18 protein-coding genes are annotated in these 21,116 nt (G+C 70.5%); 5 read left to right on the top strand and 13 right to left on the bottom strand.

Translation table 11 applies throughout. The features are described from left to right. The first annotated feature begins 3 nt into the window (after positions 1-3). Entirely contained in the window at positions 4-2,796 is a 2,793-nt protein-coding gene (locus JJ685_RS12220; protein WP_201674497.1) for an ATP-binding protein, read from the top strand. A 38-nt stretch (positions 2,797-2,834) separates the two neighbouring features. Here JJ685_RS12220 and JJ685_RS12215 read toward each other — a convergent pair whose 3' ends face one another. From JJ685_RS12215 to JJ685_RS12205, 3 genes are read right to left on the bottom strand one after another with little or no spacing between them, the layout of a single operon-like run. Next, on the bottom strand, positions 2,835-3,815 hold the full coding sequence (locus JJ685_RS12215) for a Bug family tripartite tricarboxylate transporter substrate binding protein (RefSeq protein ID WP_201674753.1): 981 nt from the start codon (positions 3,813-3,815) through the stop codon (positions 2,835-2,837). A 36-nt stretch (positions 3,816-3,851) separates the two neighbouring features. After that, on the bottom strand, positions 3,852-5,060 hold the full coding sequence (locus JJ685_RS12210; RefSeq protein ID WP_201674496.1) for a CaiB/BaiF CoA transferase family protein: 1,209 nt from the start codon (positions 5,058-5,060) through the stop codon (positions 3,852-3,854). Next, complete coding sequence (locus JJ685_RS12205) at positions 5,053-6,006, bottom strand: hydroxymethylglutaryl-CoA lyase (protein WP_201674495.1); 954 nt, start codon at positions 6,004-6,006, stop codon at positions 5,053-5,055. Before JJ685_RS12205 ends, JJ685_RS12210 begins: the two co-directional genes overlap by 8 nt. A gap of 75 nt (positions 6,007-6,081) precedes the next feature. On the opposite strand from JJ685_RS12205, the gene JJ685_RS12200 reads away from it, so the two are divergent. Next, positions 6,082-6,990 (top strand): LysR family transcriptional regulator, encoded by a 909-nt coding sequence (locus tag JJ685_RS12200; RefSeq protein WP_201674494.1) that lies wholly within the window; start codon positions 6,082-6,084, stop codon positions 6,988-6,990. Beyond that, a complete protein-coding gene (locus JJ685_RS12195) occupies positions 6,987-8,966 on the top strand; it encodes an aconitase family protein (protein ID WP_201674493.1) in 1,980 nt (659 codons plus the stop codon). Before JJ685_RS12200 ends, JJ685_RS12195 begins: the two co-directional genes overlap by 4 nt. Before the next feature lie 18 nt (positions 8,967-8,984). On the opposite strand, the gene JJ685_RS12190 is transcribed toward JJ685_RS12195, so the two are convergent. The 5 genes from JJ685_RS12190 to JJ685_RS12170 all read right to left on the bottom strand — a co-directional run bounded on the left by JJ685_RS12190 (position 8,985) and on the right by JJ685_RS12170 (position 14,837). Then, positions 8,985-9,974 carry a fimbrial protein gene (locus JJ685_RS12190; RefSeq protein WP_201674492.1) on the bottom strand — a complete coding sequence of 330 codons (990 nt, stop codon included), beginning with the start codon at positions 9,972-9,974 and terminating at the stop codon, positions 8,985-8,987. Further along, positions 9,971-12,595, bottom strand: a complete 2,625-nt coding sequence (locus JJ685_RS12185; RefSeq protein ID WP_201674491.1) for a fimbria/pilus outer membrane usher protein — start codon at positions 12,593-12,595, stop codon at positions 9,971-9,973. The genes JJ685_RS12190 and JJ685_RS12185 overlap by 4 nt, the downstream gene beginning before the upstream one ends. 112 nt (positions 12,596-12,707) lie before the next feature. Next, positions 12,708-13,421 (bottom strand): fimbria/pilus periplasmic chaperone, encoded by a 714-nt coding sequence (locus JJ685_RS12180; protein ID WP_201674490.1) that lies wholly within the window; start codon positions 13,419-13,421, stop codon positions 12,708-12,710. 114 nt (positions 13,422-13,535) lie between these two features. Beyond that, complete coding sequence (locus tag JJ685_RS12175; RefSeq protein ID WP_201674489.1) at positions 13,536-14,072, bottom strand: fimbrial protein; 537 nt, start codon at positions 14,070-14,072, stop codon at positions 13,536-13,538. A gap of 126 nt (positions 14,073-14,198) precedes the next feature. Beyond that, positions 14,199-14,837 carry an HAD family hydrolase gene (locus JJ685_RS12170; RefSeq protein WP_201674488.1) on the bottom strand — a complete coding sequence of 213 codons (639 nt, stop codon included), beginning with the start codon at positions 14,835-14,837 and terminating at the stop codon, positions 14,199-14,201. A 154-nt stretch (positions 14,838-14,991) separates the two neighbouring features. Here JJ685_RS12170 and JJ685_RS12165 point away from each other — a divergent pair, with 154 nt between their 5' ends. Then, positions 14,992-15,255 carry a DUF4242 domain-containing protein gene (locus JJ685_RS12165; RefSeq protein WP_201674487.1) on the top strand — a complete coding sequence of 88 codons (264 nt, stop codon included), beginning with the start codon at positions 14,992-14,994 and terminating at the stop codon, positions 15,253-15,255. A 45-nt stretch (positions 15,256-15,300) separates the two neighbouring features. On the opposite strand, the gene JJ685_RS12160 is transcribed toward JJ685_RS12165, so the two are convergent. From JJ685_RS12160 to JJ685_RS12140, 5 genes are all read right to left on the bottom strand, one after another. Further along, positions 15,301-16,269: a Bug family tripartite tricarboxylate transporter substrate binding protein gene (locus JJ685_RS12160; RefSeq protein ID WP_201674486.1), complete on the bottom strand. Its 969-nt coding sequence runs from the start codon at positions 16,267-16,269 to the stop codon at positions 15,301-15,303. Further along, on the bottom strand, positions 16,269-17,243 hold the full coding sequence (locus tag JJ685_RS12155; protein WP_201674485.1) for a quinone oxidoreductase family protein: 975 nt from the start codon (positions 17,241-17,243) through the stop codon (positions 16,269-16,271). The genes JJ685_RS12160 and JJ685_RS12155 overlap by 1 nt, the downstream gene beginning before the upstream one ends. 1 nt (position 17,244) lies before the next feature. After that, positions 17,245-18,057: an enoyl-CoA hydratase gene (locus JJ685_RS12150; RefSeq protein WP_201674484.1), complete on the bottom strand. Its 813-nt coding sequence runs from the start codon at positions 18,055-18,057 to the stop codon at positions 17,245-17,247. Between the two features lie 83 nt (positions 18,058-18,140). Next, positions 18,141-19,586, bottom strand: a complete 1,446-nt coding sequence (locus JJ685_RS12145) for a serine/threonine protein kinase (RefSeq protein ID WP_201674483.1) — start codon at positions 19,584-19,586, stop codon at positions 18,141-18,143. After that, entirely contained in the window at positions 19,583-20,332 is a 750-nt protein-coding gene (locus JJ685_RS12140; protein WP_201674482.1) for a metallophosphoesterase family protein, read from the bottom strand. The genes JJ685_RS12145 and JJ685_RS12140 overlap by 4 nt, the downstream gene beginning before the upstream one ends. 107 nt (positions 20,333-20,439) lie before the next feature. On the opposite strand from JJ685_RS12140, the gene JJ685_RS12135 reads away from it, so the two are divergent. Continuing rightward, positions 20,440-21,015, top strand: a complete 576-nt coding sequence (locus JJ685_RS12135; protein WP_201674481.1) for a hemerythrin domain-containing protein — start codon at positions 20,440-20,442, stop codon at positions 21,013-21,015. Positions 21,016-21,116 lie beyond the last annotated feature (101 nt).

Raw genomic sequence — 21,116 nt, 5'->3', positions numbered from 1 at the left:
AGCGTGGAGACCGCGATTCCCGCCACCCGACCCTCCGAAGCCGACGAAGCCGCCCGCCTGGCGGCCCTGCATCGCCTCGGCATCCTCGACACGCCCGCCGAGGCGGTGCTCGATGCCCTGGTGCGCAGTGCGGCCGCGGCCTGCGGCACCCCCATGGCGGCGATGACGCTGATCGACCGGGACCGGCAGTGGATCAAGGCGCGGGCGGGTCTCGAGGGCTACGACGAAATCCCCCGGGCCGAGGCCCTGTGCACCACCGTGCTGGCCACCCGCGAGTACGTCGAGATCCCCGACACGCGTCTCGATCCGCGCACGGTCTCCAAGAGCTGCGTGCGGGCCGCGCCGCCCCTGGTGTTCTACGCCGGAGCGCCGCTGACGACGGCCGAGGGCTACGTGGTCGGCACGCTGTGCGTGCTGGATGTCGTGCCGCGCGCGGGGCTCGAGCCCGGCCAGCGCGCGGCACTGCAGGAACTGGCGCAGGCCACGATGCAGGTGCTGCTGCTGCGGCAGGCCGCGGTCACCGCGCACCGGCAGCTCGAAGCCAGCAACGAGTTCCTCGCAAGCGCGGAGCAGATCGCGGGCGTCGGCGGCTGGCGGATGGACCTGGAGACGCGCGAAGTGCTGTGGACCGCGGAGACGCGGCGCATCCACGACCTGCCGCCGGACTACCGGCCGACCGGCGACGAGCACCAGCGCTACTTCTCCGCGCAGGCGCAGGAGACCATCCGCAACACGGCGGAACACAGCATCGCCACCGGCGAGCCCTGGGACGTGCAACTGCCGATGACGACCGCGCAGGGCCGGCCGATCTGGGTGCGCTCGATCGGTCACGTCGAATTCCGGGCCGGGCGGCCGGCCGCCATCGTGGGCGCGCTGCAGGACATCACGGAAGGCAGGCAGGCGCGCATGGCGCTGGAGCAGAGCCAGGAGCGGCTGCACCGCGCGCTGGAGGGTTCGGGCCTGGCGCTGTGGGACCTGGACGTGCACACGGAGGTCATCTATCTCTCCGCGACCTGGTCCGCGATGCGCGGCGGCGAGCCGCACGAGACCCACGTCCCGGCGCAGGAGCTGCTGCAGATGGTGCCGATGGAGGACCTGCCGCGCATCCAGGCGGCGCTCGAGAACGTGCTGGACGGCCGCTCGCCTCACTATGCCGTGGAGCACCGCGTGCGCAAGCTGGACGGCTCGCTGCTGTGGATCCACAGCGAGGGGCGCGTCGCCGAGCGCGATGCCTACGGCGTGCCGCTGCGCATGGTGGGCACCAACCGCGACATCTCGCAGCACAAGCAGGCCGAGCAGGACCTGCGCGAGGCGCGCGATGCGGCCGACCAGGCGAACCGGGCCAAGAGCCAGTTCCTGGCCACCATGAGCCACGAGATCCGCACGCCGCTGAACGGGATCATCGGCGTGACCCGGCTGCTGCTGGACGAGACGCTCACGCCCGAAGTGCGGCGCCACGCCGACCTGATCGACCGCAGCGCGCATTCGCTGCTGGCGCTGGTCAACGACATCCTCGACTTCTCCAAGATCGAGGCCGGCCAGATGGAAATCGAGAGCGTGGCCTTCGACCTGTACGAGCTGGTGGAGGACCTCGCGACGCTGTACCGCCTGCGCGCGACGGAGAAGAGCCTGCTGTTCCGCGTGCGCATGGAAGCGGGCGTCCCGCAGTTCGTGCAGGGTGACCCGACGCGCATCCGCCAGGTGCTGGTGAACCTCCTGGGCAACGCGCTGAAGTTCACCCACGCCGGCTCGATCTCGCTGGACATCCGCGCCACCACCGAGGCGGCCGCCTACGTGCTGGAATTCGCCGTCGCCGACACCGGCATCGGCATCCCCCCCGAGGTGCAGCCGCAGCTGTTCACGCGTTTCATGCAGGCCGACACGGCCACCACGCGCAAGTTCGGCGGCACCGGCCTGGGGCTCGCGATCGTGCAGCAGCTGGTCAACCTGATGGGCGGCGCGGTGCGCGTGCGCAGCGCGCCGGGCCACGGCTCCCGCTTCATCATCTCGCTGCCGCTGCTGGCGGCGCAGGAGGCCGCGCCGGCCACGGTGTGGCATGACCTGCCGCCGCCCGCGGCGAGCACGCGCATCCTGGTCGCGGAGGACAACGTCACCAACCAGGTGGTCGCCTTCGGCTTGTTGCGCAAGCTGGGCTACGAGGAGGTGCGGCTGGCGGCCAACGGCATCGAAGCGTGCGAGCTGGCCCTCGCCGAGCCCTTCGACCTGATCCTGATGGACTGCCAGATGCCGGAGATGGACGGCTACGAAGCCACGCGCCGGCTGCGCGCGGCCGGCTGCACCACCACCGTCGTGGCGATGACGGCCAATGCGATCAAGGGCGACCGCGAGCGCTGCCTCGAGGCCGGCATGAACGACTACATCCCGAAGCCGGTCGACCTGCGGCTGCTGCGGGGCGTGCTGGCCCGCTGGGCGGGGGGCCAGCCGCAGTCGACGCCGGCGGACCTGCCGCCGTTCTCGCCGGGCGACCTCGATTCGCGCTTCGGCGGCGACGAGGAACTGCAGCAGGTGGCGCTGGGCACCTTCCAGCAGGCCACGCCGCCGCTGCTGGCGAAGCTGCGCACCACCCTGCGCTCGGGCAACCGGCAGACCTTCGGCCTGCTGGCGCACTCGGCCAAGGGCGCCGGGCTGATGGTCTCGGCCGGGCGCTATGCCGCCGTCGCGGCGGCGCTGGAAGAGCGCGCCGCGCAGGCGAGCGCGCCGGACCTGGAGAAACTGCTCGACGAACTGGAGCAGGCGTTCACGGAGTTCGTCGCGGCGGTCCAGTCGCGGGCCTGACTCCGGGGCCCAGCCCCTGCGTCATGCCCGCGCAGGCGCTACTGCGGTTCCAGCCCGACCTTCTTCACCAGCGCGGCGTACTTCGCGAGTTCGCTGCGGAATGCGGCCTGGGCCTGTTCGGGCGTGCCGACGTGGATGGGGTTGCCCTGCTTGGCCATCGCGTCCTTCACGGCCGCGTCGTCGAAGGCGGCCACGACGGCGTCGTGCGCCTTCTTCACGCTGGCCGCGCTCATGCCCTTCGGGCCGATCACCGCGAACCACGCCTCGACCGCGAAGTTGGCGAGGCCCTGCTCGGCGAAGGTGGGGATTTCCGGCGCGACCGGCGCGCGCTGCGGCGTGAGCATGGCGATCGGGCGCAGCGCGCCGCTCTTGATGTGCGCCTGCACGCTGGGCATGGCCGCCGTGGCGAAGTCGATCTGGCCGCTCAGCAGGTCGGTCACCATCGGGCCCACGCCCTTGTAGGGGATGTGGCGCGCCTTGACGCCGGCGGCGTCCAGCACCAGCTCGCTGGCCAGGTGCAGGATCGTGCCGTTGCCGCCCGAGCCGAAGTTGTAGGTGTTCGGCTTGGCCTTCAGCAGGGCGAAGAACTCGCGCGCGTTGCTGGCGGCGACCTTCTGCGGGTTGACCACCATCACCATGGGCGTGGCGCCCACGACGGCGATCGGCGTGAAGTCGCCCGGCATGTCGAAGGGCAGGGACTTCATCACGCTGGGGAAGATCACGACGTTGTTCGACACCATGGACAGCGTGCTGCCGTCCGGCGCCGAGCGCGCCAGGGCCTGCAGGCCGACGATGCCGCCGGCGCCGGGCTGGTTGTCCACCACGACCGAGGCGCCGAGCGCCTTGCCCAGCGCGGGCGCGGCCGCGCGGGTGATCGCATCGACGCCCGAGCCGGTGGCGTTGGGCAGGATGAACTTGACCGTGCCGGACTGGGCCAGCGCGGCGAAGGGCAGGGCGCCGGAAGCGGCGAGGGCGGTGCCGGCGGCCAGCAGCTGGCGGCGGCGAACGGACTTGGCGATGTGGCTCAATTTGTCTCCTGAACTGCGTGCTTCGTCTCAGGCCACCACCGCTTTCGCCTTCAGCGCCGCGATCTCCGCGTCGGCCAGGCCGACGGAGCGAAGCAGCTCCTGGCTGTGGGCGCCGAGGGCGGGCGGGTCGAGCCGCACGCCGAGGCGCTCGCCGCCGAGGGTGAAGGGCAGCAGGGTCGTCTTGACGGTCTCGCCGGCCTTCGGCCCATCGGGGAGCCGCACGTCGGCGAGGCCGCCGGTGGCCAGCAAGTGCTCGTCATCGTACAGGTCTTCGGGCCGGCGGATCGGCGCGAAGGGCAAGCCCGCCTGTTCCATCAGGGAAGCCAGCTCCGCCGCGCCACGGTCCCGCAGGCGCTCGCGCAGGACGGCCAGCAGGCGCGGCCGCTGCAGCACGCGCTGGTTGTTGGTGGCGTAGTCCGGCTCGGACTTGAGGTCGGGGAAGCCCAGCACGTCGCAGAACTTGAGCCACTGCGCGTCGCTCACGGCGGCGAGGAAGATCTGCTCGCCGTCCTTCACGGTGAACACGTCGTACACCGCCCAGGGGTTGTCGCGGGCGGGCAGCGGCGCCGCGGGCTTGCCGGTCACGGCGTACTGCAGCATGTGCTGGCCCATGAGGAACACGTTGTTCTCGTACAGCGCCGACTGCACCTCCATGCCGCGGCCGGTGATGCCGCGCTGGATCAGCGCGCCCAGCACGCCGATGGCCGCGAACAGGCCGCCCATGATGTCGTTGACGCTGGTGCCAGCGCGCAGCGGATCGCCGGGGCGCCCGGTCATGTAGGCGAGGCCGCCCATCATCTGCACCACTTCGTCGAGCGCGGTGCGGTGGTCGTAGGGGCCGGGCAGGAAGCCCTTGCAGGTCGCGTAGATCAGCTTCGGGTTGCCCTCGCTCAGCGAAGCGTAGTCGAGGCCGTACTTCTCCATGGTGCCGGGCTTGAAGTTCTCCGCCACCACGTCGGCCGAGGCGCACAGCCGGCGCGCCAGCGCCGCGCCTTCGCCCTGGTGCAGGTCGATCCCGATGCTCTTCTTGTTGCGGTTGAACATGGGAAAGAAGCCGGCGCCCGCCCCCAGCAGGCCGCGCGTGCGGTCGCCGTCGATCGGCTCGATCTTGATCACCTCCGCGCCCAGGTCGGCCAGCACCATGCCGCAGGTGGGGCCCATGACCATGTGGGTGAACTCGATGACGCGCAGGCCTTTCAGGGGCTGCGGCGCAGTAGTGGCTCGGGGTTCAGGCATGGAGGGCCTCCTTCATCGTCTTCGGAAGGCCGGCCTTCCAGATCGTTCCATGGGTCGGCTCCCCCTGCAGCCATTGCACGACGCGCGCGCGCAGGGCGAGGAGGCGGTCGAATTCGAGGCCGGTCTCCACGCCCATGCTGTGCAGCATGTAGGTGAGGTCCTCGGTGGAGACGTTGCCGCTGGCGCCGGGCGCGTGCGGGCAGCCGCCGATGCCGGCGATGCAGGCATCGAAGCGCGCGATCCCCAGCTGCATCGCGGCGAACACATTGGCGAGGCCCAGGCCGCGCGTGTCGTGGAAATGGCCGCACACCAGCCGGTCGCCGGCCACGCGCAGCACGCGCTCGAACAGGCGCGAGACCATCGCGGGATCGGCGTAGCCCACGGTGTCGGCCAGGCTCACGGCGTCCACGCCGGCATCGAGCACGGCCTGCACCAGGCGCACGACCTCTTCCGGTTCGACCCGGCCCTGGATCGTGCAGCCGAAGGCGGTGCTGATGCCGACCTCGATTGCGGTGCGGACGCCGCGGGCGTCGCGCTCGGCGCGGATGCGGCCGATCTCGGCCACGACCTCGTCCGGCGCCTTGCGCAGGTTGGCGAGGCTGTGGGCGTGGCTGGCCGAGAGCGGCAGCAGCATCATCTCCGCGTGCGCGTCCATGGCGCGCTCGGCGCCCTTCATGTTGGGCACCAGCACGGTGGCGCGCAGCCCGGGCAGGGTCTGCGCGAAGGCCAGCACCTCGCCGGTGTCGGCCAACTGGGGCAGCAGCCTGGGCGGGACGAAGGAGCCGACCTCGATCTCGCGCTGGCCGGCTTCGTACGCCGCGCGGATCCACTCGAGCTTGGCGGCGGTGGGCACGACGGTCGCGACGCTCTGCAGGCCGTCGCGCAGGCCCATCTCGCGCACGACCACGCGGCGCGGCAGGGATTCGGTGAAGGAGGAGGCTTGCATGGGAGGTGAGTTTAGAATTTCCGTATTGGCCTTTCATATCAATTTCGGAACGATCAAGTTCCAATCCGGAATTCCTTGCGCGACTTCGACCTGACCACCCTGCGCCTGTTCGTCTCCGTCTGCGAGACGGGCAACATCGCGCGCGCCGGCGAAAAGGCGAGCATCGTGGGATCCGCCATCAGCAAGCGGCTGGCCCAGCTGGAAGACCAGGTCGGCACGCCGCTGCTGGTGCGCAGGCGCCATGGCGTGGAGCCCACGCCGGCGGGGCAGACCCTGCTGGAGCACGCGCGGGGCATGCTCGATGGCGCGGCCCGCATCGAGCGCGACATGGAGGCCTACGTCGCCGGCGGCCGTGGCCAGGTCCGCATCCTCGCCTCGGTGTCGGCGATGACCGAGTCGCTGGCCGACGACGTCGCCGCCTTCCTGCGCCAGCCGCGGCACCGCGCGATCAAGGTGGACCTGGAGGAGCGCGTCAGCCCGGAGATCGTGCGCGGCGTGCGCGAGGGCCATGCCTCCCTGGGCGTGTGCTGGGATGCCGCCGACGTGGGCGCCCTGCAGTCGCGGCCCTATCGCAGCGACACGCTCTGCGTCGCCGTGCCGCGCGGCCATCCGCTGGCCGGGCGGCGCAAGCTGCGCTTCGCCGACACGCTGCCCTACGAGCACGTGAGCCTGCCCGTGAACAGCGCGGTGCAGGTGATGCTGCAGCGGCGGGCCGCGGCGCTCGGGCGCGGCGTCGACCACCGCGTGGTCGTCACCAATTTCGAGGCCGCGCTGCGGGTGGTGCGGGCCGGCCTCGCGATCAGCATCGTGCCGCGCGAAGTGGCCGAAGCGGGCGCGAGCGCGCCGGCCGGCCTCGTGCTGCTGCCGCTGGAGGAGCCCTGGGCCCGGCGGCATTTCATCCTCTGTTTCCGCGACGCCCCGTCGCTCACGCCGGCGGCGCAGGCCCTGGTGGAGCACCTGGCGTCGCTCGCCCCAACGCCATGAACGAAGTCCTCGCTTTCGGCGCCCAGCCGCGCCTCCTGTTCCTCGCGCAGAACCCGGACGCCCTGCGCGCGCAGCTTGCCGGCCGGCAGCTCGCGCGCGCGGAGGCCGGCCCCCTGCGCGACGACATCTCCACCGACGAGATCAGCCCGGTGCGCATCATGTCGCACTACGACGCGAAGCTCGCGCGCTTCCCCTACACCGGCTTCACCACCGCCGACGGGCAGCAGCCGATCGCGGCCGGCGCGGTGCAGGCCGGCGGCTTCCAGGTCGCCGTCGCGGGGCGGCGCTACGGCAAGGGCTCGTCGCGCGAGCACAGCCCGGCGGCGGAGCTGCTGGCCGGCATCCGGCTGGTGATCGCGGAGAGCTTCGAGCGCATCTACCGCCAGAACGCCGACAACATCGGCCTCTTCACCTCCACCGACTTCGGGCTGGTGGAGCGCTTGCAGCGCGGCGAGGCGATCCCCATCGAGGAACTGGTCGCCGGCCGCGATGCGCTGGCGGCGGCCATCCTGAAGAGCGGCGGCCTGCTGCGCTTCGGCCAGCAGCACCTGCGGGCCGCGCGGCCGGTGGCCGTGCCTTCCGGGGCGCGTCCGCTGACGCTGTTCGAGAAGATCGTGCAGCGCCACATGCTGCACACGCCGGTGACGCCCGACGCGCCGCAGCCGGGCGAGGGCTTCTTCGTGCGCGCCGACTGGCGCTTCATCCACGAGTACTACACGGGCATGGCGGCGCACATGCTGCACGCCACGCTGGGGCGTCCGCTGGCGCTGCACGACCCGGGCTCCATCCTGGTGTTCGAGGACCACACCTCCTACGTGGAGGAAAGCCCCGCGCACGCCGGCTCGCCGCTGCTGCCCAACATGCACGCGATGCAGCAGGCGCAGCGGGACTTCGCGGCTGCATACGGGCTGCGCAGCCACCGCACGCTCACCGAGGACGAGGCGCGCGCCGACGACGGCAGCAACGTCGCCGGGATCTCGCACGCGATGATGGCGGAGCACTACGCCCTGCCGGGCCAGCTGGTGGCGGGCACCGACTCGCACACGCCGCACAGCGGGGCGCTGGGCTGCGTCGCCTTCGGCGTCGGCACCACCGACATGGCCAATGCCTTCGTCACCGGGGCCGTGCGCCTGACGATGCCGCAGGTGCTGCGCATCGAGCTCGAAGGCGCGCTGCCGCCGGGCGTCGCCGCCAAGGACGTGGCGCTGCACTTGCTGCGCCTCCCGGCGATCCGCGCCGGCGCGGGTGTCGGCAAGGTGTTCGAGTTCGGCGGCCCGGCCCTGGCCGCACTGGCCACCGACGAACGCGCGACGCTCACCAACATGACCGCGGAGCTGGGCGGCCTCACCGGCCTCGTGGAACCGGACGAGGAGACCCTGCGCTTCCTGCAGGAGCGCCGGGGCGTCGCGTTCACGCTGGAGCCGTGGATGCGCAGCGACCCGGGCGCGGCCTACAGCGACACGATCCGCGTCGACTGCAGCGCGCTGTCTCCGATGGTCGCGCGGCCCGGCGATCCCGGCAACGGCCTGCCGCTGGACCAGCTCGGCGAGCGGGTGCCGGTGGACATCGCCTACGGCGGCTCCTGCACGGCCGGCAAGCGCGAGGACTTCGACCAGTATCACGCCGTGCTGGCGTGGGGGCTGGCAAGGGGGCTGCGCGTGCCGGCGCACGTGCAGCTGTACCTGCAGTACGGCACGACGGCGGTGCGCGACTACTGCATCGCGCAGGGCTACGACCGCACCTTCGCAGCCGCCGGCGCGCGCATCCTGCAGCCCTCCTGCGGGGCCTGCGCCAACTGCGGGCCGGGCTCCTCGACCGCGGCCGGCCAGGTCACGGTGAGCGCCATCAACCGCAACTTCCCGGGCCGCTCGGGCCCGGGCCAGGTGTGGCTGGCCAGCCCGGCGACGGTGATGGCCAGCGCGCTGGCGGGCGAACTGACGTCGTGGGCGGCCTTGCAGGCGCGTCTGCGCCCCTGAGCAGGCCGCATCGACGCGTCACTGGTACGTGATCGTGAATGTCATCGCCGCATTGGCCGCACCTCCCTTGACGGCGGTGCCCGTCTGGTAGAAGCGGGCCTTCAGGGGAATCGTGTAGCTGGCGCTGGTGGCGCCCGGACTGGTCGGAGTTCCCAGCGGAAACGGTGTCCCGCTGCCATCGAGCAACTGGACGCCCACCCCCGTCGCCGTGGAAGCCGGATTGAGCGTCACGACCGACTGGTCGGGGTCTGCCACCGCCGTGATGGGATCGACCTGGTACATGACGGAGCTCTTGCCGGTCGTCGGGCAATTCGTCAGCCGGATGTTGAAGCTCGTCGCTGCGGTGGTCGAGCCGATTCCGGTGAACGCGGACGCTTGATGGGTGCCCAGGTTGGCGGAAACGTTGGCGGCGGTACAGGCGGATGCGCCCGCCTCCTGGAGCTCGATGTTGGTACTGGAAACCTCCAGTTGGTATCGCAAGACTTCGTTCACCAGGCTGGTAGGCGAGTCACTGGCATAGTCCCGGGCGATCGGGTTCTGCATGCTGAGCGATCGGTTCTCCGTCACCTTGCCGATCACCACCAGGGATACCTGGTACGACGGGCGCGCCCAGAGTCCCTTGAGGTTGGCGGCTGGGGTGTACCAACGCGTCACGGCGTCGCCGACCGTGGTGTAGCTGGTGGTCTCGACCACCTTGATGCCGAGGTAAGGCACATCGGTCCTGTAGACACCCGGCATTCCGGTCACCTCATTCTGGTGGTTTCCGAGCCTGTGGACGCCGTAGGTCTGGCCTTGGCATTCGACGTTGATGGGCAGCGCCTTGCCGCTTCCCGTGCTGGTCCAGACAACCGTCCCCACGGCAGCATTGCTGAACACGTACACCTTGTTCGGCAGGGTGATCCTGATGGTTCTTTCCTTGTCCTTGGGACAACTGGCCCAGGCTTCCTGGTGCAGCAAGAACAGCGGGAGCAGGGCCGCCAGCGCGATCTTCAGAAGAATGTGCTTCATCGTGGATGGACTCCCGAGACGACTTCCGGGGCGGGCCGGCTTTCATGCACGTCGATCAGGTCGCTGCAAATGCCACTCGTCATCACGGGCGCATCCGCCCGCGCGCCCGGTCCGGCCGGCAGGTGGTAGGGCAGGCGGCATTCCCGCCTGCGCTCGGCGTCCAGGATGATCGTCAGCACGCCACTGTCCTCCTTCAGGCCGCGGGCCAGGATCCGTCCGCCCTGGGCCACGGTGCCCACGGTGCGCCCGCTGGCATCGCGCACTTCGGCGCCGAAGGGCAAGGGTTTGCCGTCGAAACGCGTCGCGTCGATGATGGCGGTGCGTCCGAGGTTCTCCGTTTCGAACTTCATCTTGACCACGGCACCGGCGGTGGGCGCGGCCATCTGCAGGGTCGACTTGAGTTCGATGTTCATGGGCAGCCCTTGCGGATCGATCTCGATCGGGTTGCGCGCAAAGGGCGTGAGGTTGGGGACGAGCCCATGTCCCCAGGGATCCACCCGCAGGCCGGTGCCGCCGGCCAGGCGCGCGCCGGCAGCGTCCCTGGCCTCCACCACGGCCACCGTTTCGCCCAGGCTGGGCGCGAAGGCGACTCCGCCGGAGTAGGCCACCAAGCCACCGGAGACGCCGGCACTGAGCTGCGAATAGTCGGTGCCATTGCTGGCACTGGCGCTGAAAGTGGCCATGGGCGAAGCGTAGGAAACGTTGCCCCCCACGCTGCGGTCGCCCGCGCGATCCGCGTCGCTCGTGCGCGCGACGTTCAACCCGTACGCAAGGGCATGGTCCCTGCCGAGACTTCCGGTCACGCTTTCCCGCAAGCTGCTGCGGCCGGAGGAGTCGCGCTGCACTTCGGTGGTCGCGTAGGGCGTGTTCGGGCCGTCGCCCAGCGGAATGTTCACGTTGAACGTGAGGCGGTTCTCCCAGCGGCCGCTGCCGGGATCGAGCTGGCGCGCCAGCGACAAGCCGTAGGCGATGCGTCCGTAACTGTTGCCGTACCCAGCCTGCAATTGCAGGTCGCGGCCGCTGCGGCTCCAGTAATCCCGGACGGAGCCGGAGAGGTAGACATCGCCATAGCCCTTGCTCAGGCTCTGGTTCAGCATGAGCTCGAACCTCGCGCGCTGGACGTCCTGCGCGACGAAGGGCCCGCCGTTCTCCTGCAGTTCGCACACGGCCATGGCGTCGGCCAGGCCCAGATAGCCGCGGGTGGAGTAGCGATAGGCGGCCACGGTCAGGTTGGTCTGGGTCGGCTCCAGCAGCTTGCTGTAGCTCAGGCGCAGGCTCTGGCCGCTGCGGCTGGGCTGCTCGAGCAATTGGGTCGTCGCATGCGTGAGGTCGACGCCCACGGCACCGTAGTTCGTGTTCAGCGCGACGCCAACACCCGCCGCCGCGTAGTCCTTGGACAGGACGGCGCCGCCATAGCCGGTCACCTGATTGGAGAAGCCATGCTGGACGGTGCCTTCCACCAGGTAGGGCTTGAAGTCGCCGGTCGCGCCGCGGAACTGCCCGGCCGTGAGGCTGTAGCGGGTGCTGCCGGGGCGAAGCGCATTCACGATGGCGGTAAAGGGCACGCGCGAGACGTGCAAGCTGCCGTCGGCTTCGGTGAGCGTCACTTCCAGGTCGCCGCCGTAGCCGGTGGGATACAGGTCGTTGATCTCGAAGGGGCCGGGGGCTACCGTGGTTTCGTAGAGGAGGTTGCCGTTCTGCCGGATCTGGACGCGCGCATTGCTGCGGGCGATGCCGCGCACGACGGGCGCATAGCCGCGCTGCGACTGCGGAAGCATGCGGTCGTCGCTGGCCAGCTGGATCCCCCGGAATCCGACGCTGTCGAACATCGCTCCTTCCGTGAACGCGTCCCCGAGCACGAGCTTGCTCTTGAGCCCGATGAGGGAGCGCTGCAGGCTGGTCTGAACGCCCTGGTAGCGATTGCCCGTTTGCTCTTCGTGCGTGTAGTTGCCGCGATGACGCAGGCGCCAGGCACCCACGTTGAGGCCGCCCTCCAGGCCGAGATAGCCCTGGGTGGAGGCCACGCCATGGCTTTCGCTGCGAAAGACGTTGCCCTGGTACTGCAGCAGGCCCGCGTTGACGCCATCGTCCCAGTACTTCGGGTCCACGTAGCCCCGGGGCTGGTGCGCCATGAGGGCCTGCGGGATGCCTACGTCGAGGCGTTGCTCACCGATGTCGAAGCTGGCTGCCGCCCCTTCCACCAGGGCGGACAGCGGCACGCACGCGCCCCCGCCTTCGTCCAGGCGCCCGACGGCCTGCGCGGTGAGCCGGTCCAGGTCCACGCCGATGCGCTCCAGGAAGGCGCGGTCGAAGCACGGCTGGACGTTCCGGCGGTCGCCGCCGACTTCCCGCAGGGACACGTCGAAACGCCCCAGCCACACCTGGTTGACGTGCACCTCGGCGCGGTAGGTGCCAGGCAATGCGACGTTGCGGCCGTTGAAGCGGCTCACGTCGATTTGCGCGCCCGTGTTCTGCAGCAGGGTGCCGTCGAATTCGACGTCCGCAGTCTCGGTGTCCCCCACCCCGGCTGCGCCCGCGCCAGCGGCCGCGCCCGCAATCAGCAGGCAGGCTGCCTCGCGGATGCGGGAACGCTTCGACAGCGGTGCAGGTGAGACACGCATTGCAGTTGAGGGCGCTCAGGCAAGCCTCGACCCCGGTCGGCAAGCGGTGCTGGCCGACCCCAGTGAAGAACGGGTTTGGCGGGGAAGGCCGTGGACAACGCCACGGCGGAGGTCAGCGCAGCGGCGACTCCCCCTCGATGGCGCCGCCAAAATCGTTGATGGCGTGGTAGCGCAGCTTCAGCGGGCCCGCCGGTGCCAGGCCGGTGAGGGGGAACACCTTGGTCTCGCCCGGGCCGATCATGCCGCCCTCGTCGAACCTGGCCGGCGTGCCCGTCCCCGTGAGTTCCAGCGCGCTGAACGAGACGAAGTAAGGGGATGGATTGCGCGCTTCGAGCGAGACCCGTCCGCCTTCGGCTCGCAGGCGCCACTCGATCTGCGCGGGCGCGTCCTGGGCCGATCCGGCGAGGCCGGCGGGCCGGAAGAACAGCTTGATGCGCGAGCGGAACGCCAGTTGCAGCTGGTTCGTGTCGGCCTGGTCCTTGGGCTTGGGCGGAACTTCCAGCACGTTGAGCCAGAAGACCGACTCGCGGTCCTGCGGCAGGGGCTCGCCGGTGTAGAAGATGCGCAGCGTCTGGCCCTTGCCGGGGTCCATGCGCGCCATCGGGGGGGTTACCGTGAAAGGCACCGAGATCGTCGCGGGCGAGGCACCGGGGTCGCCCTTGTCCAGCCAGACCTGGGTGAGCGCCGGCAGCTGCCCCTCGTTGCTCAGTTTGACAGTGACCTCGCGCTCCTTGGCGTTGTAGATCACGCGGGTTCCCGCGATCACCACCGAAGCCTGCGCGACCAAGGCCATGCCGAGCCCGGCACAGAACAATGCCAGGTTCATTGCATACCGAATGAGTCGCGCGCTGTCCATGTTCAGTCCTCAGGGGGTCGGTGAATCCAACGTTCATGAGTGCGGATGGCGGGAGCCTGCGCTCGCTCATCCGCACTGCGTCGCTCAGTTGTAGACGATGGTGTAGACCACCATGGTGTTGGCCATGCCAGGCACGGCCTTCTGGGTGGCGTAGTACTCGGCAAAGTACGGAAGGGTCGCCGCGCCATTGGTGACGACGACCATTTGGGTGGCCTGCTGGGAGGCCTGCGTCGCATCGGGAGAGCCGGCCGTGATGGGGTTGCCGTCGGCGTTCAACAGCGCGATCTGCACGGTACTGTTGCCGGTTATGAGCTTGCCCGTGGTCGAATCCACAGTGGTGCCGGCTTCAAAGTAGGAGTGCACCTTCGTGCCGTCTGGCCAGCTGCAGCCGCTGAGGGCGATCTGGAATGGCGTGCGCCCGGCGGTGGCGCCTATGGCGGCAAGGGAGTTTGCCCCCACCTTCGGCAACGTGACGGTGAAGTTGCCGTTCCCGCCGTTGACGACGCAGGTATTGGCCACGATTTCGCCGTTGAACGTGATGGTGCCGTCGGAGGCCAGGGCCTGCTGCGAGACCATGGCGACGCCGGCGAGGAGAAGAGGGGAGAAGAGCTTGAAGTTCATGGTTGATTTCCAATACGAGAGTCGTCAGGGCGCGAATTTGCACCTTGGCCCGGAACGGCTCCCCCCCCAATGGTGGTGGGCGAAGGAATCGGGGGCCCTGGTGCTGGGCTGCCCCTCGGCCCGACGTCAGGTCCGCCCAAGATTCAGTAGGCCGCGTTCGATCAGGCCTTGGCGCACGTCATCCGGCCCCCGCACCTGCACCGCCTGCATGCCGAGCGAGCGCGCAGCCTCGATGTTGGGCAACAGGTCGTCGAACAGCAGCGCCTCGGGCGCCGCTACGCCGATGGCCTTCAGCACGTACCGAAACGCCGCGGCATCCGGTTTGCGGTGGCCGATCTCGTGCGACACGAACACGCGGTCGAAGCGCGGCAGCAGCCCGGGGAAGGCACGCTCGATCTCGGCCACGTGCACGGGGTTGGTGTTGCTGATCGCGTAGCGCGGCACGCCGGGCCGGATCGCGTCCAGCAGGCGCACGGTCTCCTCGATCTCGGCGACCAGCAGGGCGTTGAAGCCGGCCCGCACCGTTGCGGCATCGCAGTCGAGGGCCAGAACCTCGCGCAGGTGCGCCAGGAAGCCCTCGGGCGGCAGGTGGCCCGTCTCGTGGCGACACCACGGCTCGTCCTGCCGGAAGGCCTCGCGCAGCGCTTCCGGCGCGAGGCGTGAATGCGGCTGCCACACCTGCAGCGGCCGGGCGAGGTCGATGTCCAGCACCACGCCGCCGAGGTCGAACAGGACGGCGCGGGTCTCGTCGTGGATTTCCTTCATGGGCTGCGATTGTCCCCGGCCCTGGGGGTCGGCGCGCCGGCGCGGAAGGCGGCGCGCAACGCGTCTGTCCAATCGAGAGCAGGACCCCTTGCGGCGTGGGCGGGCTCTCGCGACACTGGCGGTCCCCACACACACCACCTCGAAGGAGAGCGTCATGGAAGTATTCATGGTCGAGCGTTCGCTGAAGGGCATCCCGATGGACCAGCTCGCCGCCGCGCAGCAGCGCGCGATCGCGACGGCGCAGGAAATGACGGCCGAGGGCAAGCCGATCCGCTACATCCGCTCCACCTTCGTGCCGGAGAGCGGGCGGTGCATGTGCCTGTTCGAGAGCCAGGACCAGGAGACGGTGAAGGCGCTGAACGAGAAGGCGCAGATTCCGTTCACCAACGTGAGCGTGGCGCTGGACCTGACGCCCTGAGTGCCCCTACCCGGCCCTCCCCCGGCGGGGGAGGGAGGAATTCCATCAATCCGCCTTGGCGCCCGAATCCTTCGCCAGCTTCGCCCAGAACTTGTTCTCTTCCCGGATGAACGCCGCGAAGTCCGCTGGCGACGCCGAGGCGGAGACGTCGGTGCCTTCGCGGGCGAGCGCGGCCTTCACCTCGGGCCTCTGCAGCGCCAGCTGGGTCGCCTCGAACAGCTTCTTCACGATCTCCGGCGGCGTGCCGGCGGGCACGAAGAAGCCGTACCAGAAGTCGATCCGGTAGTTCGGCAGGCCCGCTTCCCGCATGCCCGGCAGGTCGGGCACCAGCGGGAAGCGCTCGGTCGTGGTCACGCCCAGGCCCACCAGCCGCCCGCCCTTGATCTGCGGCAGCACCGAGGGCGGCGTGGCGAAGGTCACCTGCGTGTCGCCCGCGATCACCGACTGCACCGAGGGCGCGCCGCCCTTGAAGGGAATGGGCGTGATGTTCACGCCGGCGAGCTGGTTGAACAGCACGCCGCCGAGGTGCGGCGCCGAGCCCATGCCGGCATGGGCGAAGTTCACCTTGCCCGGGTTCTTCTTCGCGTACTCGATCAGCTCGGCGATCGACTTGATCCCCAGCTGCGGATTGGCCGCCACCACCAGCGGCGAGGCCGTGAGCTTGGAGACGGGGACGAGGCTCTGCACCCCGCCGGCCCACTTGGGATCGATCGCCGGGTTCACCGAGATCGAGCTCGGGCTGGCGATCAGCAGCGTGTAGCCGTCCGGCGCGGCCTTGGCCACGAAGTCCGTCGCGATGCTCGAGCCCGCGCCCGGCTTGTTGTCGATGACGATCGGCTGCCCCAGCACGCGGGCCAGCGCGTCGCCCACCGCGCGGCCCACGTAGTCGGCCGCCCCGCCGGGCGTGAACCCCACCACCAGCTTCACCGGCCGCTCGGGCCAGCCGGGGGTCTGCGCGGCGACGGCGCCGCAGAACGCGAAGGCCAGCGCGCCGGCCACGAAGGATCCGAACATCACTGTCCTCCTGCGATCACGATCTTTCCGACGTGCGCGTTCGCCTCCATGTGCGCCCGCGCGGCGGGGAGCTGGTCGAAGGCGAACACGCGGTCGACCAGCGGCCGCAGCCTGCCCTGCGCCGCCAGCGGCAGCATCTCCTGCTCGAAGCGGCGCGCGCCCTCGGCCTTCTGCGCCGCGCTGGTCATCTTCTGCGACACGCCGAACAGCACCAGCCGCTTCGCATGGAGGGCCTGCAGGTCGATCTCCGACTTCAGCACGCCGTCGACGTAGCCCACGGTCGCCAGCCGCCCTTCGAACGCGAGGCAGCGCACGCATTCCGCGAACACCGTGCCGCCCACGTTGTTGACGACCAGGTTCACGCCGGTGCCGCCGGTGGCGTCCATCACCTGCGCCTGGAAGTCGGGCGCGCGCGTGCAGACCGCCACGTCCAGGCCCAGCGCCTGCAGCCGCGCGAGCTTCTCGCGCGAGCCCGAGGTGCCGATCACCTTCGCGCCCAGCGCCTTGGCGAGCTGCAGCGAGGCCACGCCCACGCCGGCGGTCACGCCGGTGACCAGCAGCCAGCCGCCGGCGCGCAGTCCGCCCTGCAGCACCAGCATGTCGTGCGTGACCATGTAGGTGGTCGGCATGGCGCCGGCCTCTTCCCAGGTGAGCGCGTCCGGCACCGGCATCGCGTCGGCCTCGTTGGCCAGCACGTAGTCCGCCATCGCGCCGGGAAAGCGGCCCATCACGCGCGCGCCGGGCGCGAAGCGCGTGGCCTCGGCGCCCGCCTTCACCACCTCGCCGGCGCCCTCGATGCCCAGGGGCTTGGCGCTGCCGGCCTTGGTGAGGCCGCCGATGATGAACTCGCCGCGGTTGAGGCCGGCCGCGCGCACGCGCACCAGCAGCTGGCGCGGCCCGGGCTCGGGCAGCGGCGTCTCGCGCAGCTCGGTGCGCGCTTCGTGGTCGTCCGTGTTCAGCCACCAGGCGCGCATCTCATTTCCCCCGGAACTGCGGCTTGCGCTTTTCCATGAAGGCGCGCCGGCCCTCGGCGTAATCCTCGCTCTCGAAGCAGGCGCGGATCAGGCCCTGGCACAGGTCGCGGTCGAGGTCGGCGTCGGGCTCGAGGATCTCCTGCATGATCCGCTTGCCCGCGTACACCGTCAGCGGAGCGTTCTGCGCCAGCGCGTCGATGTACTCCTTCAGCAGCGCGTCGAGCTCGTCCCCTGGGCACACCCGGGTGATCAGGCCGAGCGACTTCGCCTCGGCGGCGGCGATGCGGCGCGCCGTGAAGAACAGGTCCTTCGCCGTGCCGACGCCCACCAGGTCCACCAGGTTCTTCAGCGCCGAGAGGCGGTAGCCCAGGCCCAGCCGGGCGGCCGGGATGGCGAAGGTAGCGTCGTCGCTGGCGATGCGCAGGTCGCAGCTGATCGCCACGTTCACGCCGCCGCCGATGCAGTAGCCGCGGATGCAGGCGAGGGTGGGCCTGGCGCAGTGATAGATCGCCATCAGCGCCTCTTCGGCCATGGCCTCGTATTGCCTGACCGCCTCGCGCGCGGCCCGCATGTCCTCGAACTGCGAGATGTCGGCGCCCGAGACGAAGGCCTTGTCGCCGGCGCCGGAGAACACGACCAGCCGGATGGCCTCGTCCTGCTCCGCCTGCCGCAGCAGCGGCGGCACCGCCTGCCACATGTCGACGGACAGGGCGTTGTGGCGCTCGGGATTGTTGAAGCGGATGTGCAGGGTGGGCCCTTCGGCCCAGGCCTGCACGCGTTCGGTGGGCGAGGTGTACGCCGGTTGTTGTGTCATGCGTGCTCCGGGTTTGGAGCGCGCAGTATCCCAAGGCGGCCGGAGGCCGGGGGAGGGGGTCTTACCCGATCACCCCGGCAGGGTCACCACTCCTGTTCCTCGATCTCGGCGGCAGCCTGGCGCAGCAGGGCGAAGGGCGCCGCGTCCTTGACCAGCAGCACGCTGCAGGGCGCCTCTGCCGCGACGCGGGCGGGCACCGTGGGGATCCAGCGCCGCAGCGCCAGGCCGTGGGTGGCCGCGCCGATCACGATCAGGCTGACGTGGTTGGACTCGGCATAGGCCAGCAGGGCGCCGGCCACGTCGTCGGACTGCAGCACGTGGTAGGAGACCTGGCGATCGTGCAGGTCGATGCCGCGGCTCCACTGGCGCAGCTGTTCGTTGTGGTAGCGGTGCACGACCGCTTCCTCCACCTGCGGATTGCCGTCCACCACCGTGACGCAGGCGAGCCGGGCACCGGGGCGGATGCCCAGCGAACGCTTGACGGCTTCGCGCAGCCCGTAGAGCACCGCGTCCGTCGTGTCGTGGTGCGGCACCGCCACCATCACGATCGGCACCTCGGCGATGCGCTCGGTGGGCAGCGGACTCGGCTCGTAGTGCATGCCGGCGGCGCGGATCCAGCGCCGGAACTGCGAGCTGAAGGAGGTGCGCGTGGTGCGCAGCCCGCGCGGCCCGACCTGCACCTGCTGCGGGTCGCCGAGGTCGAAGGCCAGGTGCGCGGCCGAGGGGGGCCGGTTCGCTGCAGCCGTCTCCAGGCAGTGCAGGATGATCTCCTGCAGCCAGGGCGGCACGTCGGGGTTCAGCGCGCGCGGCGGCGACGGGTCCATCCACAGGCGCTGGCGCAGCCCGCCCGAGGTGCTCGGCGCGCCGAAGGGCAGCTCGCCGGTGGCCAGCTCGTAGAGCATCACGCCGATGGCGAACACGTCGCTGCGCGGGTCGCCGCGCATGCCCACCACCTGCTCGGGGGCCATCCAGGCGGGCGAGCCGATCGCGGGACGCATGTCGGCGGCCAGCAGGTCGGGGAAGTGCGCGTGCCAGCTCAGGCCGAAGTCCAGCAGCACGCAGGAGCCGTCGGCACGGAAGATCACGTTGGCGGGCTTCAGGTCCAGGTGCACCGCGTTCTGCCGGTGCAGGCTGTGCGCGGCCAGCGCGATGGCGCGGCCCCAGCGCGCGATCTCCCGGGGGCCGGGGCGGCGCTGCAACGGCGACATCTCGTCGAGCATCTGCTGCAGGGTGCGGCCCTCGATGTACTCCATGACGAGGTAGGGCAGCCGGCCCATGTCGCCTGCGGCGACGAAGCGCGGCACGTGCGGGCCGTGCACCGCCTGCAGCATCTGGTGCTCGACCTCGAAGCCCACCAGGTTCTCGGCGCCCTCGCCACCGCCCATGCGCGGCAGCTTCATCATCATCGGGAAGCCCGGGTCGGGACGGCCGCCGTCGTAGCGGACACGGTAGATCTCGGCCATCGCGCCCGCGTGCACCCGCGGGCCGATCACGAAGCCGTCGATCGCCGTTCCCTCTTCCAGTCTCATCGTCCCCGCTCCAGTCGCAGCGCAAAGCTTTCCGGCAGGCCGGCGGCGCGGATGTCCGCGGCGGCGGCGGTGTGGTCGTAGGCTATGCGGTGGAAGGCGAGCCGCGACTGCGCCACGTCAAGCAGGGCATACATGGCGCGCGGGTCGCCGTCGCGCGGCTGGCCGACCGAGCCGACCACGGCGAGCCACATGCGGTGCGCGGCCAGCGGGACCGGCACGCCCGGCACCGGCGCGAAGGCCATGGGGTGGCCGTCGGCCGCGCGGTAATAGAGCTGCTGCTGGTGCACGTGGCCGACGAACACCTTGCGCGCGCCGCGGCGCTGGGCGGCGCCGAGTGCGCGCGCCACGAGCGCGGGGCGGTCCAGGTACTGCCAGCGCGCCGGGGCATGGGGGTCGGCGTGCACCAGCAGGGCGTCCTCGAAGGTGGCGGTCAGCGGCAGGGCGGCCAGGAAATCGCGGTGTTCGGGCGCCAGCTGCGCCTGCGTCCAGGTGGCCGCGAGCTGCTCGCCGGTGCCGCCGATCCCGGGGCCCTGCGCCGCGGCTGCGTCATGGTTGCCCCGCACGACGAAGGCGCCGCGCCCGGCGAGCTCCATCACGAGTTCCAGGACGGCCACCGGCTCGGCGCCGTAGCCGACCAGGTCGCCGAGGAAGGCGAACTGGTCCGCCCCCAGCTGCCGGGCATGCGCGAGGCAGGCGAGCAGCGCCCGCCGGTTCGCGTGCAGGTCGGACAGCAGCGCCAGCTTCATGGGCGGATCATTCGGCGCGGTGGGAAAGAGGCGGTTGACGCACGTCAAGACCCGGGGGCGGATCGGCGCCCAGACTGGCGCCAGCGGTTAGCAGGAGCAAACATACGATGGATGCCGAGCAAGGCAAGAAGGGCGCCGGAATGCCCCCGGCGGTGGAGCTGCATGGCCCCGTGAACGAATTCCACGGCGCCCACGAACATATCATCGAAGGGCTGCATGCCCTGGAAAACCTGCCCGCACTGGCCGAGGCGCTGGAGCGGGCGCGGCAGCTCGCGCACCTGACGCTGACGCTGTTCGACCGGGTGGTGCACGAGCACCACGCGGACGAGGAGCAGGAGCTCTTCGTGCACGTGCAGAAGAGCTGCACCGACATCCGCGAAGGGCACCGGGTGCAGGAACTGGTGGCGCGGCTCGCGGCCGACCACCGGCGCATCGAGAAGATGTGGCACAGGCTGCGCCCCGCGGTGGCGCTGACGGCGCAGGGCAAGCCGCACGGCGCGCCGGGCTTCCGCCAGGACATCGCGGCGCTGGTGGAGATCTACCTGGAGCACGCGCAGCTGGAGGAGGAAGTCTTCCTGCCGCTGGCCGACGCGATCCTCACCCGCGACGCGAACCACCTGGCGGCGCTGGACATCGCGCTGCACCTGCGGCACGCGCCGCCGACGCGGGGGTCGTACGTGTAGGTCCTGGAAAACCAAACAGCCGAACGCAGAGGGCGCAAAGGATACGCAGAGGACGCAGAAAAGACCTCAAAAGGTTTTCCCTTTATTGGTTTTTTCTGCGT

It is taken from the genome of Ramlibacter monticola (assembly GCF_016722785.1).
In the GTDB taxonomy this organism is placed as follows: Bacteria; Pseudomonadota; Gammaproteobacteria; order Burkholderiales; family Burkholderiaceae_C; genus Ramlibacter; species Ramlibacter monticola.
This window is presented reverse-complemented; position numbering and strand designations above follow the sequence as displayed.

Bases quoted from the DNA above. Each gene is read 5' to 3' on its own strand.
- JJ685_RS12210 (WP_201674496.1), bottom strand. From the start codon at position 5,060: ATGCCTGAACCCCGAGCCACTACTGCGCCGCAGCCCCTGAAAGGCCTG.
- JJ685_RS12205 (WP_201674495.1), bottom strand. From the start codon at position 6,006: ATGCAAGCCTCCTCCTTCACCGAATCCCTGCCGCGCCGCGTGGTCGTG.
- JJ685_RS12195 (WP_201674493.1), top strand. From the start codon at position 6,987: ATGAACGAAGTCCTCGCTTTCGGCGCCCAGCCGCGCCTCCTGTTCCTC.
- JJ685_RS12190 (WP_201674492.1), bottom strand. From the start codon at position 9,974: ATGAAGCACATTCTTCTGAAGATCGCGCTGGCGGCCCTGCTCCCGCTG.
- JJ685_RS12185 (WP_201674491.1), bottom strand. From the start codon at position 12,595: ATGCGTGTCTCACCTGCACCGCTGTCGAAGCGTTCCCGCATCCGCGAG.
- JJ685_RS12180 (WP_201674490.1), bottom strand. From the start codon at position 13,421: ATGAACCTGGCATTGTTCTGTGCCGGGCTCGGCATGGCCTTGGTCGCG.
- JJ685_RS12175 (WP_201674489.1), bottom strand. From the start codon at position 14,072: ATGAACTTCAAGCTCTTCTCCCCTCTTCTCCTCGCCGGCGTCGCCATG.
- JJ685_RS12170 (WP_201674488.1), bottom strand. From the start codon at position 14,837: ATGAAGGAAATCCACGACGAGACCCGCGCCGTCCTGTTCGACCTCGGC.
- JJ685_RS12165 (WP_201674487.1), top strand. From the start codon at position 14,992: ATGGAAGTATTCATGGTCGAGCGTTCGCTGAAGGGCATCCCGATGGAC.
- JJ685_RS12160 (WP_201674486.1), bottom strand. From the start codon at position 16,269: ATGTTCGGATCCTTCGTGGCCGGCGCGCTGGCCTTCGCGTTCTGCGGC.
- JJ685_RS12155 (WP_201674485.1), bottom strand. From the start codon at position 17,243: ATGCGCGCCTGGTGGCTGAACACGGACGACCACGAAGCGCGCACCGAG.
- JJ685_RS12150 (WP_201674484.1), bottom strand. From the start codon at position 18,057: ATGACACAACAACCGGCGTACACCTCGCCCACCGAACGCGTGCAGGCC.
- JJ685_RS12145 (WP_201674483.1), bottom strand. From the start codon at position 19,586: ATGAGACTGGAAGAGGGAACGGCGATCGACGGCTTCGTGATCGGCCCG.
- JJ685_RS12140 (WP_201674482.1), bottom strand. From the start codon at position 20,332: ATGAAGCTGGCGCTGCTGTCCGACCTGCACGCGAACCGGCGGGCGCTG.
- JJ685_RS12135 (WP_201674481.1), top strand. From the start codon at position 20,440: ATGGATGCCGAGCAAGGCAAGAAGGGCGCCGGAATGCCCCCGGCGGTG.